15 protein-coding genes are annotated in these 13,741 nt (G+C 61.7%); 3 read left to right on the top strand and 12 right to left on the bottom strand.

The genetic code is table 11. The annotated features are described in order from the left end of the window. Nucleotides 1-279: 279 nt before the first annotated feature. The 4 genes from ATE71_RS10640 to ATE71_RS10625 form a co-directional block, all read right to left on the bottom strand. Nucleotides 280-606 (bottom strand): hypothetical protein, encoded by a 327-nt coding sequence (locus tag ATE71_RS10640; protein WP_058803384.1) that lies wholly within the window; start codon nucleotides 604-606, stop codon nucleotides 280-282. Between the two features lie 59 nt (nucleotides 607-665). Next, entirely contained in the window at nucleotides 666-2,339 is a 1,674-nt protein-coding gene (locus tag ATE71_RS10635; protein ID WP_058803383.1) for an ATP-binding protein, read from the bottom strand. 103 nt (nucleotides 2,340-2,442) lie between these two features. Further along, nucleotides 2,443-3,078, bottom strand: coding sequence for a DUF7007 domain-containing protein (locus ATE71_RS10630; protein ID WP_058803382.1), 636 nt, complete (start codon nucleotides 3,076-3,078; stop codon nucleotides 2,443-2,445). 47 nt (nucleotides 3,079-3,125) lie between these two features. Then, a complete protein-coding gene (locus ATE71_RS10625; protein ID WP_058803381.1) occupies nucleotides 3,126-4,412 on the bottom strand; it encodes a hypothetical protein in 1,287 nt (428 codons plus the stop codon). A 67-nt stretch (nucleotides 4,413-4,479) separates the two neighbouring features. On the opposite strand from ATE71_RS10625, the gene ATE71_RS10620 reads away from it, so the two are divergent. After that, the gene (locus tag ATE71_RS10620; RefSeq protein ID WP_058803380.1) at nucleotides 4,480-4,977 is read left to right on the top strand and encodes a hypothetical protein; all 498 of its coding nucleotides are present in this window, start codon (nucleotides 4,480-4,482) and stop codon (nucleotides 4,975-4,977) included. 7 nt (nucleotides 4,978-4,984) lie between these two features. Here the strand turns inward: ATE71_RS10620 and ATE71_RS10615 are convergent, their stop codons facing one another. The 8 genes from ATE71_RS10615 to ATE71_RS10580 all read right to left on the bottom strand — a co-directional run bounded on the left by ATE71_RS10615 (nucleotide 4,985) and on the right by ATE71_RS10580 (nucleotide 10,998). Then, nucleotides 4,985-5,479, bottom strand: coding sequence for an RES family NAD+ phosphorylase (locus ATE71_RS10615; RefSeq protein WP_058456863.1), 495 nt, complete (start codon nucleotides 5,477-5,479; stop codon nucleotides 4,985-4,987). A gap of 4 nt (nucleotides 5,480-5,483) precedes the next feature. After that, the gene (locus ATE71_RS10610) at nucleotides 5,484-5,834 is read right to left on the bottom strand and encodes an antitoxin Xre/MbcA/ParS toxin-binding domain-containing protein (RefSeq protein ID WP_054590611.1); all 351 of its coding nucleotides are present in this window, start codon (nucleotides 5,832-5,834) and stop codon (nucleotides 5,484-5,486) included. Nucleotides 5,835-5,944: 110 nt separating this feature from the next. Beyond that, nucleotides 5,945-6,145, bottom strand: coding sequence for a hypothetical protein (locus ATE71_RS10605; RefSeq protein WP_058456862.1), 201 nt, complete (start codon nucleotides 6,143-6,145; stop codon nucleotides 5,945-5,947). Nucleotides 6,146-6,161: 16 nt separating this feature from the next. After that, nucleotides 6,162-6,785 (bottom strand): DUF6927 domain-containing protein, encoded by a 624-nt coding sequence (locus ATE71_RS10600; protein WP_058803379.1) that lies wholly within the window; start codon nucleotides 6,783-6,785, stop codon nucleotides 6,162-6,164. A gap of 12 nt (nucleotides 6,786-6,797) precedes the next feature. Beyond that, nucleotides 6,798-7,439: a hypothetical protein gene (locus ATE71_RS10595; protein ID WP_054136320.1), complete on the bottom strand. Its 642-nt coding sequence runs from the start codon at nucleotides 7,437-7,439 to the stop codon at nucleotides 6,798-6,800. Nucleotides 7,440-7,486: 47 nt separating this feature from the next. Beyond that, a complete protein-coding gene (locus ATE71_RS10590) occupies nucleotides 7,487-7,879 on the bottom strand; it encodes a hypothetical protein (RefSeq protein ID WP_058818314.1) in 393 nt (130 codons plus the stop codon). Then, on the bottom strand, nucleotides 7,848-8,798 hold the full coding sequence (locus ATE71_RS10585) for an ArdC family protein (protein WP_058803377.1): 951 nt from the start codon (nucleotides 8,796-8,798) through the stop codon (nucleotides 7,848-7,850). The genes ATE71_RS10590 and ATE71_RS10585 overlap by 32 nt, the downstream gene beginning before the upstream one ends. Before the next feature lie 82 nt (nucleotides 8,799-8,880). After that, nucleotides 8,881-10,998 (bottom strand): ParB/RepB/Spo0J family partition protein, encoded by a 2,118-nt coding sequence (locus tag ATE71_RS10580; RefSeq protein ID WP_058803376.1) that lies wholly within the window; start codon nucleotides 10,996-10,998, stop codon nucleotides 8,881-8,883. Between the two features lie 674 nt (nucleotides 10,999-11,672). Here ATE71_RS10580 and ATE71_RS10575 point away from each other — a divergent pair. Continuing rightward, nucleotides 11,673-12,818 (top strand): hypothetical protein, encoded by a 1,146-nt coding sequence (locus tag ATE71_RS10575; protein ID WP_066646897.1) that lies wholly within the window; start codon nucleotides 11,673-11,675, stop codon nucleotides 12,816-12,818. A gap of 33 nt (nucleotides 12,819-12,851) precedes the next feature. Further along, nucleotides 12,852-13,589, top strand: a complete 738-nt coding sequence (locus ATE71_RS10570) for a type II toxin-antitoxin system PemK/MazF family toxin (protein ID WP_062344765.1) — start codon at nucleotides 12,852-12,854, stop codon at nucleotides 13,587-13,589. The last annotated feature ends 152 nt before the right edge of the window (nucleotides 13,590-13,741 follow it).

The following is a 13,741-nucleotide window of genomic DNA, read 5'->3' as shown; positions in this document are numbered from 1 at the left end:
GTGCCGAGCTCCGCGCCGCCTGATGCTTATGTTGCAACAGGCTCGATAAGGCGACGCGGATTGGTGTGATGTGTGACCGGGAAAGTTGATGGCGCCTGAAAACGCCCAGTAGTAGTTTGGTCCGCATCCGCCTTTGCTCGATCCGGGGATGTGAATACGGATTATGGTACGCGGCCACGGCCTCGACCGGATACAAGTCTATGCACGGATAGTGCATCAGCTGACCTCGGAACTAATGAAGCCAATCCTTGAGCATTGCGTGTGGGGGCCCCCAACCCGTCAACAGAAGGAACCGTTCAATGCGAACTTGACAAGGCCCGGATCATACAAATCGACTTTCATCAGCACCTTGATGCCATCGACATCCATGCTTGCAAAGTCTCGCTCGGGCGAATCCGGGGCGAAGGTGCAATGGCGCAGAGCGGCCATCAACCGAGCCTGAACCATCATGCTTTGTGCCACCGTGTCGCCGCCGAATTCTGCAAGCAACCCGGAGGTCATGACGATGCGGGCCGTTCGGTCACGGCCCTGGCGCGCGGCATCATTGAGCAGCGCAATGCGCTCGGTGCGTTGCCGCGCGCAAGTGAGGTCAGATGTGTCATGCATTGGAGGTCTCCTCCTGATCCAAGAGACGACGAGCGGACAACCGGACGGCCTCGCGGGACTCAGCCCGCAGGTTGAAAAGCGGAAAGCTGAACATCGATCGCGGTCCCGGCAGCAACGGTAATGGCAACCTGCCGGTCCTTGGGAATGACCCAGAGGATGCCGGCAAGCGTGTCGCGGATACGCGCCGCAATGGCTTCGTCCTCGCCGAGCAGCACCCGGGCCGCGAGCTCGCGCGCATCGCGCAGGAAGTGCTCGTGCTGGGTGTCCCAGGAGTCGGCCTCGCTGTCGTCGTTCGCGCAGAAACAGACGTTCTCGATCAGATCGACCAGCGTTTCAGGAGTCAGCGCCGGACCCGGAACATAGGCAATGCGGATCTGGTCGATGCCGCTGTACCAACCATCCTCGCCGAGGACGAAGGCGACATCTGCCGAGATCCGTTCCTCGCGCTGCGTTACGCTGGCGCGGTGGAAGACGCAGAACCTCAGCTCGATCGTCTCGGCACGAACATGGTCATCGAGCGGGGGGAAGCTGCCGTTTTCGGCGATGACGTGGTCGCGCTCTCCGGCTGCAACATAGAAGCGCACGTTGCCGAGCTGATGCAGCGCGTCATACCAGCCATAGCCAGCGTATGCGGGATGGTTCTCGACGAGGTGCGGGCGCAAGGGGTGGTCGCGCAGCGCGCGCTCCAGTCCCTGGGCAATATCGGGCTCAAGATCCGCGACAAGGATCGTGTCCGCACCTGCTGCGATTTCCTCATACTCGACATTGACGTTGTCGCTCTCCGCAATGGCAGCATGCCAGCGGGGCAGGCAGGGGTCGGCCTCCGGCAGGGCAACCCCAAGATCGCGCGCTTCCTTCCAGTTCTCGAAGGAAAGCCGGTGCTGGCCTCTGTGCGCCAGCGCGGCATAGATCGTGCGCCTGCACGCTGCCTGCAGCGCCGCAAACGCGGCATTCTCGACGAATTCCTTGCGCGCCGGGAGCACAAGGGCAAGGCCCGGGGTGGCCCCGATATCGAGCCGGGCATGGTATGTTTTGCCGCCCAGGCTCTCCGAGACGCTGGCAAGCTTGCGGGTGAGCACCATCCCATAGAAATTCGTGGTGGGGTCCTGGTGGTATTCGCGCCCTTCGAACACGCCGATCTGGCTGCCGTTCCACTCGGCGATGTAGATTGCTTTGGCGAGAAAGTCCTCGCGTGGCATTTCCGTGCCATTGAAGAACACCGGCAGCGGGTAGAACTTCGCGACCTCGCGCAGAATCCGCTCGGTGGTCTGCTCGCTCACGCCGGGCATCAGGAAGCTGATTGTCGTCCCGACGGGGCGAGCAAGGGGCTGCACGGCAATGTCCTGCGCACCGGTCCAGCCATCCGCTGGGACATGGACCGACCATCCGATGTCGGCATCGGTATGACGCGAGCTGATCCGGGTTTCCTTGCCCGCCAGGCTGAAGACACCCATGCCTGCCGGGTCTTCGGCCTCATGGATGTGCTGGCTCCAGCCCGAATCCCCCAGCGCAATCATGGTCTGGGGATCGGCTACCCCGGACCCATCATCGACAAGGGTCAGGCGCGCTCCGTCCTGATCCGCGCAGCAGGCGATATCGATCCGGGAAGCGCCAGCGCGGCGACTGTTCTGGAGGAGCTCGCCGAGGATATCGCCGATGGTGCCGTTAAAGAGGCGCGTGACTTTGGTGATCGTCTTCGGGCTGACGCTGGGTCGGATGACTGTCAGGTTCATGGCAAAGGGTCCTTCATCGCACTGGTTCGCCCTTCCCCTCCCCCTCCCCTTCAGATCGGCGGATCAATGCCTGGCCAGAGCCGGGTGGCCTTCGGCCTGCTCTTCATCCGACTCGCTTGGGCCGCAGGGCCTCAGGTATCGGGATGACCTCGTGCGCCGTATCGCGCAGCGCCGTGACCTCGCCGCGCGCGGCGTAGAGGTCCTTGGCGATGAGCGCGCAGACTTCGGCCTCGCCATAGGTTGGTCGGCCAAGGTGATCGACGCGTTCGACTTGCCGGGCAATCACGCCAACCTTGCCTTCCGGCACCCATTCGGCCCAATCGCCCCAGGCGCTGGTGACGCAGAACTCGCCGATGGCGGCGATGTAGGCCTTACGCGTCCGCAGGATCGTGGAGGCATTCTCCTCGACAGCCTCGCCGGTAAAGGCACTGAAGCGGTCCGGATGCCAACATTTGGCGGTATCGCGGGCAAGCTGCAGAAAGCCTGCAGAGCAGGAGCCCTGCCCATCAAGCTCGCTGGAAAAGGCAAGGATCGGGAGCGCCCAATCGCAGTCTTCTTCGTAGGACCCTCCGTCGATCTGTAGCGCTGACGGCATGGCGGCCTGTCTCTGATCGGACAGAATGATGCCGCCGTGGCTGGCGGTCATCACCGACCAAATCCCGGGGCCAAGCTGATCGGCCTGTTGGACAGCACCCCAGATCGATGTCGATGGGCGCGGCGACGGAGCAAAGCATGTCATGAGCGAACTCTCCTTCTTCAGGTTCGCTCAAATCCTCCCCCTCCCCTTCACGCGAGAATGCGGCGGGCTTCGCTGATAATTTTCTGAGGCGTCACGCTGCTGACCGACAGGCATACGACATGCCCTGCCTGAGCGAGACGCTCGCGCTCGATGCTGCACAGCTCAAGATAGTCGGCATCATCCGACTGCAGGATCTGGAGCGCGAATTTGCATTCCTCCCCGCTATGCTCATCGAGCAGCGCCACCAGGAAATCCGGCCTCGCCGAGCCAGCACCCAGCGTGATGTCAAAAAGGACCTTCTTGACCGCCATCCTGACGCCGAGGCGACGCAGTTCATACTGGGCCTGTTGGAGCGCGCGCAGCACATCGCGATCGTGGTCGCGCTCGGCGGGCACGAACTGGTTTCCGCTGAACACAGGCTGGGCATATGCCCGCAGCGCCAGGTATCCTTCGCGCCGGCTGTGCTCGCCGACGACAGCAAGCACCAGAAATGGGGGCTCGACCTCGGCGCGGATGATCCCGGTGTGCTGGATGCGGTTGCGGATTTCGACAGTTCCGAGCCCCGTCACCACCTCGCTCGATGTGACCTCGCTCGCTTCGAGAAGCAGAAAGGCTTGCGGTGCAAACTCGGGCGGCCAGGTCTCGGCCGCAGCCCGCAATCGGGCATGGACCCGCCGTTTCTCGTAATCGATCGCGTTGGTGTAGAGATGATCCGACAGCCGGATGCCCGGCGCGATTTCGAGGCCCTGAGCGGCGCGCTTGAGGTGACGCATTTCTTCGCTGATCGAGCCTGCGCGCCTGCCGCTGGGCGGTAATTCGCGCAGGATATTCGAGCCTGCGCGTTCGAGCAGCAACCAGAGCAGCTTGCCGAGGCGCGGGATCGCGACGCCGCGTGAGCGGTCGTCGGGCTCTATGTCCTCTGGCCTCTGTGCAAGCTTCTCCGGCGCCTTCTGGTGTGCGCTGAACAGGCCTTTTGGAAGGCCGATGGCATAGAGCGAATCCTTCACGGTCTCGCGGATGCGCGGTGGCGCCTGCGGCAGATGAAACGGGCAGCCCGGCTCGTGGCCTGGCCGCGAGGTAAGACGCCGGAGGTAATAGGTTTCCTGAAAACTGAGATAGGCCGCGCTCATCAGCGGCGGCGGCCGCTCTGCCCCAAGGCAATCGCAGGCGATCCACTTGTGGTTCTCTCGCGCGGTCGAGACCAGTGAGACGCAAGCGCGGTGGTCGGCCTCGCTGCCCCGGCCTGTATACCAGCGCACCAGCGCAGCCTTCAGCTCGTCGCTGATGGCGACCCTGCCGGTCTTTCCTGTGGTGTCCTTACCTACCAGCCACATGCATGATGACGCCTTGACCCTGTCGTTTGTTCACGTTATGTTCATAATCTGCAGGAGCCCATGAATAATGAACAAGGTCTTTGATATCGGCAAGTTCGACCTCGATGTCACGCTGCGCGACGCGGCACTTGATCCCAATTGCCGTCCAACCAAGCGTATGCTCGCCAATGCCTCGATCGGAGTGGAGCCGTTCGATGCCTATTACTCAGCGCGCGAGCTCTATGAGACCTTGCAGGGCGTGTTTCAGGGCCTGCCCAATGCCAAGGCTCGGCTGACGCAGATCCTGTCCTGCCATTGCGATGACTATCAGCGCTGCCTCTACTATGCACTGGCAGGGCGCGGGGTTGTCCAGATGCTCGACGATCTCGAATGGCTCTTCGAGCTCCTCGGGCCGCGGTGCCAGATGTCGGGCCACATTCTGCGCTCGGGCCAGCACCCGGCACCGATGGTCAACCCTTACGTCTCGTCAGAGCCTGATGGCCCTGTTCCTGCCCGCAACGCCGACTTTACCGAAGGCCCATCGTGGTATCTCGATCCCGGCCTCGGAGGGATGATCGAGGAATAAGAGGCCATCAGTTATTGCGAAGGCCAAGTCGGTCGTCGTCATCAACAAGCGTGATGCGCCCGTCCCAGTCCCATAGGACAAGATTGAGCGCGTCTGCGGGGGCGCCGCGGGCGTAGCTCGGGACAACGATGCCAGCATAGCCTTGCGCGATCGCGGCCTCCGCCAGGTCCTGCGTCGGGACCGGCTTGCCGGAGAGCATCCGATCACGCCATGACGGGTCGGCGAGTTCAGCCGGTGTGATGCCGAAGGGATGCAATGCAGCCGTGTCCCGGCCATCGAGCAGCGGCCCGATGTCGGCCTGATAGGCCACCAGCGTGGTGGGCTGCAGCGTGCCAGCCTGATTGGCCTCGCGCAGCGCGGTCTCAGGGGCGAGGGAAGTATAGAGCGCCGTGCGCCCCATGCGATTGAACCGTCCGCCAAATCGGGCGGCCCCCTCCCCTGAGAGGGGTTCACGGGACCAGACCGGATTGTGGGCGCGGTAGAGCAGCCCGGTAAAGTGCATTGGACTAGGCGTGGACGCCGGCGTCGACCGCGTCGATATAGGTCAGCACGTCATCGGCCCGGTTGCTCTGCACGAGCTGCATGGCAGTCTGGCCCGAGAAACCCGGCAGTGGTTCCGAGCGGTACCAGGCATAGGCCAACAACGCCGAACCAAAGCGCGGCTCGACCTTGTTGAGCACCTCGACCATCTGGCGAAGGCGGCGCTGCGTCCGGTCGGACGCGATCCGGTCCTTGCGCTGGATCGCATCCTTGCCGAGGCCCAGCGAGCGTGCGAGTTCGTCGCTGGTCGTCCGCAGCGCGTCGACGATCTTGCGCGGAGCAAACGCGCCGTTGTCAGCGTAGTTTTGAATCGCCATTGCACTTTCCCATGAATTCTGACGCGATATAGCGTCAATATCTGCGGTAATCAAGGTTTGGGTGTCAAACCCAGCAGGTGTTCCCGTTTTGCCGAAGAGGTTACCCGCTCTTACAAAACCACGACCTGCAATTCGATCGCGCCGGCAAGGCCCTCTTCTGCAGGCAGAACGCAAAAGGGCTGGAGCTTGCTGTCCGTCCTCACCACGGCATGGCTCTGCCCGGAATTTGCGGTCATCCGAATGGCGACACGCTCGGCATTGGCGCGCCCGCACAGGATCGCCCTTCTGGGGTCCAGGCTCTGAGGCAGCATGATCACCTCCCGAGCGTTACGGCGTCGCCGGGAAGAATGTGCGCACCGCGCGCTTTGGGGGCACGACTTCAAATCGGCGCTCCATCAATCTGCTGATGCGAAACCGGCCTCGGCCATCGGGCGTGCTGAGTTCAATTTTCGCGCCGCGCTTTGTCACCCTGAATTCAGCGTGTTCGGTGCCGTCGGTGAACTTCATCGGTTCAGGCAGCCGGATCATGTCGCCATCGGCGATCTTGCGTTCCTTGAGCCGGAGCTGGCGGTAGCACCGGTTGCGCCAGTCGAGGGCATAAGGATGACTGGTTGGCCCCAACTCCTCCAGGACACTTCTGGGGCACCCGGCCTCCACCGGTCCTGAATTTTCATCCATGTCCTTGTAGCCGAACAGGAGGCCGTCGGCTGCCTTGGGGTTCCAGCGGACCAGACAGATCACCGCGGAGATGGCGTGGGTCTGGTTGTTCGGTCCATAGCGCTGGACAGCCGCGTAGTAGGCACCGGTTGTGGACACGCTTCTGATGACCCGGCATCCTTCGAAGGTGCCGGTTTCTTCATTCTCGCGCTCCCATGTGAGCTGATTGTCAAGATAGGCCTTGGGAGTGTCGAAGCCCCCCATTCCGGCACGGTGCATGTAAAGCCAGCCCATGCGTGTTCTCCTTCAGATGAGCCCCGGCTGCGCCGGAGGTGCGATCTTCAATTCGCGCGCGATCCGCGCCGTGAGTGCGGGAATGTCTGCAAGGGCGGTGATCGGCGCTTTGCGCATCACCGCGCCAGGCGGTTTCCAGAACGGGTTGCGCCAGGCGAGACCCGGCTCGCCGAACCTTTCCGGGCTGATCCGGACGTAGATCCCGTCGGCTTCCAGCACATGCTCGCCCGCGAGCTGTTCCTGTGAGGTGTAATAGCTGATGCGATAATCGGCGTGCTCGAGCCCGATCCCTGCTGCGATCTGGCGCAGCGCCCGCGTGCCCTCGCGCCGGTAGTGGCGCAGTTCTTCGGGACGATAGTCGATCCCGCGTTTGACCAGCGCAATGATCGCAGGCCTGTGTTTGAGCTCGGCAAGGCGTTCAATGCATTGGGACCGCAGAGCCTGGTCGTCTGCCTCACATTCGGTCGGCCTTCCGTCAGCAATGCGTTGAAGGTGGCGCGTCAGCAGCAGCACTGCCGGACAGGTTGCGGCCTGCCGGCCTGCCAGACGGACATCATCCACGGCCTCGTTCAATGCTCGCAGCGCATTTTCGAAGGTCGTCAGCCCATCGGGCTGGAGTGCGCGGCGGTAACGGTAATCAATGTCGCAGGACATGAGGCTTCCTTTCCATTGCAAGATGCAATGGCCCCATCCCCCTTTCCTCAATGCAGGCTGCCGCAGTGCTCGCTCGGGTTCTCCAGCAGCAACGGCTCGTAGATCATCGGTCGCAGGAGCGCCCCTGGCGCAATCTGTTCGAGGATCCTCGCTATTGCCGAGACCGCAACGCCCGCCTCGGTTGTCTGGATGATGAGCGATCGGCCTTGACCCGGAACTGTGCCAAGCGACCAACCGACGCCCCCCTTGCCGAGAAGGCCGTCCAGCACCTGGCGCGGGTCCCTCTGGGGGAACAGGCCTGCGATATGCTGGTCCAGCTCCTCGCCGATCGGCGCCCTCCTCCGGCCTGCAACATCGCCCGCATAACGGTGAAGCTGGGTGAGGCAAACGACCTCCTGCGGTGCCGGCTCAAGCAAAAGCCGGAACTGGCGCCGTCTCATCGGCTTCCTCCCCCTCTTCGCCGGCAGGTTCGCTCTGGAAGCCCGAATAGGCCGCAAGATGGTTGAACGCCTGATCGGCCTTCGCGGCTGCGGTGATGATCGCCGTCTTGTCGGCCTTGAGGATCTCCAGCCAGTGCGAGACGTAGCTGGCATGGCTTTCGTGAAGGTCTGCCGGCAGACCCAATTCATAGCAAATGCGCGCACTCACCTGCTCGGCCACCAGCTCCTCGAAAGCGTATGCCTTGTCGCCGAAACGCTTGCCAAACTCGCGGGCGAGCCGCGAGGCATGGCCCGACCAATGCCCGAGTTCATGCGCTTTCGTCGCCACGAACCCGTCTTCGGTGTTGAAGACATTGGGGTGCGGAAGCTGAATATAATCAGCGCCCGGCGAGTAGAACGCGCGGTCTCCGCCGAGGCGTATGTCAGCCGGAACGGGTGAGAAGAAGCGCTCGATGGCAGCGGCCTTCTGCGAGGGCGTCGGCGGCGCTTCAGGCACCGGGCTCGGATAGAAATGCGGCGGCAGCCCGTCGATTTGCGATGCGTTGAACACACTGTAGGCGCGCATGAACCGGATTGTTTTCGAGGATTCCTCGCCGGTCGCCTGGTCGATCGCAGTCTTCTTCGTGCTGTTGAAGTAGATGCTCGGCTCGGCGGTCTCGCCCTTGCGCACCTTTCCGCCAAGCTCGATGGCTTGCCGCCAGGTCATCCAGTAGCGCGAGCCATAACCATAATGGTCGGCGACCGCCCAAAGATAGAGGCGGTTGATCCCTGTGTAAGGGACGCCTGCCGCGCGCAGCGGCGCTCCGCCCATCCCAGTCTTCTTCCAGGGCCGGCGCCAGGGCAGCGTTCCGGCCTCGATTGTAGCGATGATCAGATTGGTGATTTCCTGCGCGACGTCGCGCTTGGGTCTTTGGCGCATTGGCCTGCTCCTCAACAAAAAGAGGCCCAGCTCACTCAGGCGAGTGGCCGGGCCAGGTCATCAGGAGGGGTGATTTGCCGCCTCAGGCGGCTACCGCCGCTTCTTCACAGGCGACTTCAGGTTGATGGTCATTGATAAGCTCGTCGGCCTCGCTATCGGCTTCAGCTTCAGGTTCAGCGCCATCGCCATCGCAGGCGCCGGAGACAGGGGCGCTTTCGTCGGTGTCCGGGATGACCGGATCAGCGGGGTTGGCACCAATCGTGAACTTCATGCCTTCGGGGAGCCAGGCCAGCGCTGCTTCCTTGACGTCCTGTTCAATGATCGCCTTGCCGGCGAAGATCGTCTCGCAGGTCTTGGCAAGGTCAGCCTTCTTCGATGCGGCATAACGCGCCGCAAGATCGCTGCCGCCGACTTCGGTCAGTGCCGCAAGACACGAGGTCTTGCTCACCCGGTCGAAGAAATTCTCGGCTGTCGGGCGCCACATTGCTGCAACGTCAATGTCGAGCATGCTGCCGATGACGGCATGGATCGGATGGTATTCCGAACCATAGCCCTTCTTGGCTTCGAGCGAGATGGCCACCGCATAGGCGAGCCACGCCGCCTTGGCTTCGTCGGCAAGTTCGCGAAAGGCAATGAAGCGCTGCGCCGCACACCCATGTTCCTGCCATGCCTTGTCGAGCGCGCTTTCGGCCTCGGCGAGAATCCCTTCGGCTGTGGACTGCGGAAGTTCTCCGGTCGCCGGATCGCTGGGGTGCCCGCCCCTGATCGAGGTTCCCCGGCTTTCATAGCTGCGGCTGTCAGCCAGCGCGAAGATGGCGAAGTCGAGCGCGAGCCCGGCATCGCTGAGGAGGGATGCCGACAGGATATTACGGCGCTGCACGGAAAGCTCGTCGAACAGACGGGCGCTGATCGGCTTCTCCGTGCCCGGCGCAACTGCCTCGGGTCTGGAAGGTGCAGCGCTACCGCGCTTGGTGGAACCTGACACCGGCTCTTCGGCCGTCGCTGTCACCTTGCCATTCTCATCGGTCTCGAACGACAGGCGCTTTTCGCTGTAGTAATCGGCCTCGAGCACCATCTCGCCGCGGGTGGTGAGAACCAGGAACCGCCCGGCCTCACTGCGCCATTCTTCGGGCAGTTCGCGCACCGGGTTATTGAGGTCGCTGCGCTCAGCATCGAGATCCTCATACTCGGCCTCGAGCTGCCCGAAATCGGCCCCGTCGCCTTCAGGGCCGCCTTCATGGCCTTCGTCGATGATCTCGCTGATTTCTTCCATGCGGGCATCGATCGCGTCAATTCGGGCTCGTGCTTCTTCGGACAGCGGCGCGGGCGGCAGCCGGACAGCATTGACGCCCATTTCGCTGCGCGCCTGCCATGAATTGGTCGACGCCACTGGGCTGATCCAGGCAAGGCCAGTTTCAGCAGCGATCCGCTGGGCTTCGGCCTCCATTTTCTCGGCCGCAAGCCTGTGGGCGATCTCGATGTCGATCCAGCGATCATCTGCCGCTTCGCTGAAGAGGTCGCGTTCGATCTTCCCGCCGGCGGCCACATAGGCATCTTCGCCGATCAGCAGCGCAATCGGGTCATTGCCGCGCATGGAACCGTTCGCCACCATACGCCGGATGGCATCGGCGCTTGGGTTATAGGCGTAGCGCATCTGCTCAAAGACCCGCAGTTGCACCTCGTGCTGGTCGGTCGCTGCGTAGGCCTTGGCGATCTCGAGTGTGACATCGCCTTTGGCGAGTGCCTCGAAAATCGGCTCGGCAAGGTTCGCTAGCCGCAAGCGGCCTTCCACGAAGCGCAGGGTGAGGCCGAAGCGTTTGGCGACCGCGGCAACGTCGCTGCCTTCCTTGATAAAGTGCTGGAAGGCCCGGCATTCCTCAGCCGGTGACATCCCGACGCGCTGGAAGTTCTCGGCAAGCGAGGCCTCGCCTGCTTCCTCTTCGCTGCCTTCGAGCAGCTTGCATTCGATCTCGGTATCGGGGGCCCAGGCACCGCGCGTGACGATCATCTCGATGGCCCGCAATCGCCGGCCACCGGCGATCACGGCAAACTTGCCGCGCTTCTTGCTCCTGGTGACCAGCAGGTTCTGCAAAAGGCCGCGCGCTTCGATGTCGGCGGAAAGCTGGATATCGTCTTCTTCGCTGCGCGTTTTGCGCACATTGGCATCGCTCAGATAGAGCCGGGAAAAGGGAATAAGCATCGTGGTCGCTCCTGATGTGCACCCGGCAATCACCCGGGCACACATCCCCTCCCCCTCCCCTTCCGATCTGCGTTTCACGCAGGACTAAGAGTTGACCATCTTCTCCCCTGAGGGTGAACAGCATAACATGGTCTTGAGCTGGACGGAGCGACTCATAAAAGAACAAAATGCCGAAAGGGTTGGAGCTCGCGATTCTGGGATGGCCACCATTCGCGGCGTAACCAGACCGGCTTTGAGCCAGAATGCGACGTTAGCTAGTCGAGCTTTGAAAGGCAGTTTTCATCGCTTCTCGACAGCACCTGCCTGAAGGCGAGAGCTGAACGCACAATGCGCGATCGGTGATCGGAAAGCGCTTGATGCTAAAGGAATCTGGATGAGGAAAGGGGAGAGCCTCTTGCGAAGCTCTCCCCGAGCACCTTGCGGTGTAATTCCAAAAGGCCGTTAAGCCGAGCAGCCTGAGCTGTGAGTTCTATATAGGCCAAAGGCGTTAAAATTCAACTCGCGTTTGAATCCTAAGTCCCTGATTTCAGACATTCCTTGCGAGCCAGGCCGTTATACGGCATGATCCATTTTCCTTGATTCCCTTGATATGTTCCATTGTTCTTGATTGCCTTGATACCCTTGATTGCATTGAATACCTTGATGGGGACAGAAAGACGTGTTACCACGCCCTCGTGGAACGATCGAAAAATGCGCCTTTGGACGATTCGGCGTCCCGTGAAGCCGAATCAGTCGGTGCCGATCGCATTCGGGGGAAGGGGCGAGGCGGCAACTTTCTTGCCATTGATCGCGCAGCATGGGAACGCCTATGGGAGGTTGAGACTAACAACAGGCTGAACCTCGTCACCGCATATATTGTGCTGCTTGCCGGGACCGGCAGCGACCATCAGCTCAGCAAATGGTCGACCAAGGCTTGCGAACAGCATGCAGGAATGGGCAAGCCACGGGCCAAGGTCGCGATCGACGAGCTGATCCAGCATGGGTTCGTTGCGCACACCGACCGCTCGACGAAGCTCTATCCGCAATATCGCCTGCAGCCGATCCCTCTCGACAGCGACCCCATCTTTCTGCCGGTCGCGTTGGTAACGGGAATTGAAACTGAGGCTTCAATGCTTCGCCGTGTCCGCGAGACCGGCGACGCGCTCTTACTGCGAATGCTGGTGGACCTCTATGGTTTGGTCCAGCTCGATGCGACATTCGGTGTGCCAATCGGCGCGTTGAGCCAGACCCCGCCCGACGATTATCCTGCTCGAAAGGTTTTTGAGATCGGCATCCATTCCGTTTGGGCACTTCGCCTCGTCGGTGGGTCGAAGTCTGCGAAAGGTGATTGGGCGAGTTATCATCGCTCGAAAAGCCGCAACAAGGATGGAGCCTGGGGGGATTTCTGGGCGCGGGTGGCGATGCTCGAGAAGATCGGGGCCGTCTGGTATGAAGCATGGATCTTCGACAGCGAGGAATCGGATGCCGAGCCGCTGTTTCCAGTCGATCCCGGCGCCCTGTATCATCAGGGTGAGGGTGACGATGTCTATCAGCTCACCCGCACGATGCTCGACGCTGCGGCCAATCTTTCTGAAGAGCGCAGCAACCTGCTCGAACGCTATGGCATCGACATGTTAGTGACCCTCGCGCAGCATCGTCGCGCGCCAGGTATCCGGGGCGTGGCGCGTATGCGGATCGAGGCGGATACGCCGGGTCGTCGGCTTTCCTATTACAAGCGCCGAACCCAGATCGAAATCTACGAAGCTGGCTACACCCAAATAGCACTCGATGCGCTACGGGGTGAATATAGTCGACCAATGAATACCAGCACGCCGCAATGAGACAACCAACCGCCGGGAAAAAGCAGCCTCTCCATGCCGAATGACGACAATTCAGATGATCAGCCGACTATGGAAGTGCCGTTCCCGACCGAGGCCGAACTGCTTGCAGCGGGCTATGTGCCAATCCCGACAGACGAAGAGTTGCTGGCACAGGGCTATGTGCCGATCGATTTCACAAACATGCCGGACGTGGCCCATTTACTGACGGAAGCCGGGCATCCTTTTCCGTTGCATCATGAGATCATCAAAGCGGGCTATGTGCCAATCAGCCGCCGCGAACGGCGTATCGTAAGCCGACCGCGCATGGGCCAAATGTATTGGATCGATTTTCCGCACGACGCTTATGCGCCCGAGTTCGTGAAAGAGCACCCTGGCATTGTTATTCGCGCGGCCAATTCGCTACACGACACCTGCATTATCCTGCCCGTTACGAGCGCGCAGCAGAAAGCGGGGACGAACTTTCATCAGCTCTCCAGGAATCCCAATCCCAAAGGGCAGGCTGCAGGGCGGATCGCCTATGTCGTCTGCGACCATCTCTACACGGTCAACATCAACCGCCTCCGCCCATTGGTCCACAATGGGAAGGCTGTCTTTCCCAAGGTAGAGCCGCACGATCTGACCGCGATCTTCGCGGTAGTGCAAAAGGTTCTGGGCGCTGCGTTCGGACCTGCGCAGACCGCTGTAGCGGCGGGGGCCACGCCAGTTCAGGTACCGCCTGCCGTACCTGCAAAGGCTTTGGGGCCGAACACCCTGACGCTGAGAAAGAAGTAGGCAGCGGTGTCGGTGATGCGGTCACGTCGCTGACTCCATCCACTCGACTGACCCGAACTGTCGAAGCTGATCGGCTTCGGCTGCGCCGAGGGTGCTACGAGCACTGTCGCCCTCCCCAACCGGCCAGCCTCACTCGTCGTTGCGAACAAGCA

Source organism: Sphingopyxis sp. H115, assembly GCF_001468465.1.
Classification (GTDB): domain Bacteria; phylum Pseudomonadota; class Alphaproteobacteria; order Sphingomonadales; family Sphingomonadaceae; genus Sphingopyxis.
The sequence above is the reverse complement of the archived record's forward strand: the minus strand, read 5'-3'. Positions and strand labels throughout refer to the sequence as shown.

Excerpts from the sequence above, each read along its gene's own strand:
- ATE71_RS10640 (WP_058803384.1), bottom strand. The coding sequence starts at position 606 with ATGCATGACACATCTGACCTCACTTGCGCGCGGCAACGCACCGAGCGC.
- ATE71_RS10600 (WP_058803379.1), bottom strand. The coding sequence starts at position 6,785 with ATGGGCTGGCTTTACATGCACCGTGCCGGAATGGGGGGCTTCGACACT.
- ATE71_RS10625 (WP_058803381.1), bottom strand. The coding sequence starts at position 4,412 with ATGTGGCTGGTAGGTAAGGACACCACAGGAAAGACCGGCAGGGTCGCC.
- ATE71_RS10620 (WP_058803380.1), top strand. The coding sequence starts at position 4,480 with ATGAACAAGGTCTTTGATATCGGCAAGTTCGACCTCGATGTCACGCTG.
- ATE71_RS10595 (WP_054136320.1), bottom strand. The coding sequence starts at position 7,439 with ATGTCCTGCGACATTGATTACCGTTACCGCCGCGCACTCCAGCCCGAT.
- ATE71_RS10635 (WP_058803383.1), bottom strand. The coding sequence starts at position 2,339 with ATGAACCTGACAGTCATCCGACCCAGCGTCAGCCCGAAGACGATCACC.
- ATE71_RS10610 (WP_054590611.1), bottom strand. The coding sequence starts at position 5,834 with ATGGCGATTCAAAACTACGCTGACAACGGCGCGTTTGCTCCGCGCAAG.
- ATE71_RS10590 (WP_058818314.1), bottom strand. The coding sequence starts at position 7,879 with ATGAGACGGCGCCAGTTCCGGCTTTTGCTTGAGCCGGCACCGCAGGAG.
- ATE71_RS10570 (WP_062344765.1), top strand. The coding sequence starts at position 12,852 with ATGCCGAATGACGACAATTCAGATGATCAGCCGACTATGGAAGTGCCG.
- ATE71_RS10615 (WP_058456863.1), bottom strand. The coding sequence starts at position 5,479 with ATGCACTTTACCGGGCTGCTCTACCGCGCCCACAATCCGGTCTGGTCC.
- ATE71_RS10630 (WP_058803382.1), bottom strand. The coding sequence starts at position 3,078 with ATGACATGCTTTGCTCCGTCGCCGCGCCCATCGACATCGATCTGGGGT.
- ATE71_RS10605 (WP_058456862.1), bottom strand. The coding sequence starts at position 6,145 with ATGCTGCCTCAGAGCCTGGACCCCAGAAGGGCGATCCTGTGCGGGCGC.
- ATE71_RS10585 (WP_058803377.1), bottom strand. The coding sequence starts at position 8,798 with ATGCGCCAAAGACCCAAGCGCGACGTCGCGCAGGAAATCACCAATCTG.
- ATE71_RS10580 (WP_058803376.1), bottom strand. The coding sequence starts at position 10,998 with ATGCTTATTCCCTTTTCCCGGCTCTATCTGAGCGATGCCAATGTGCGC.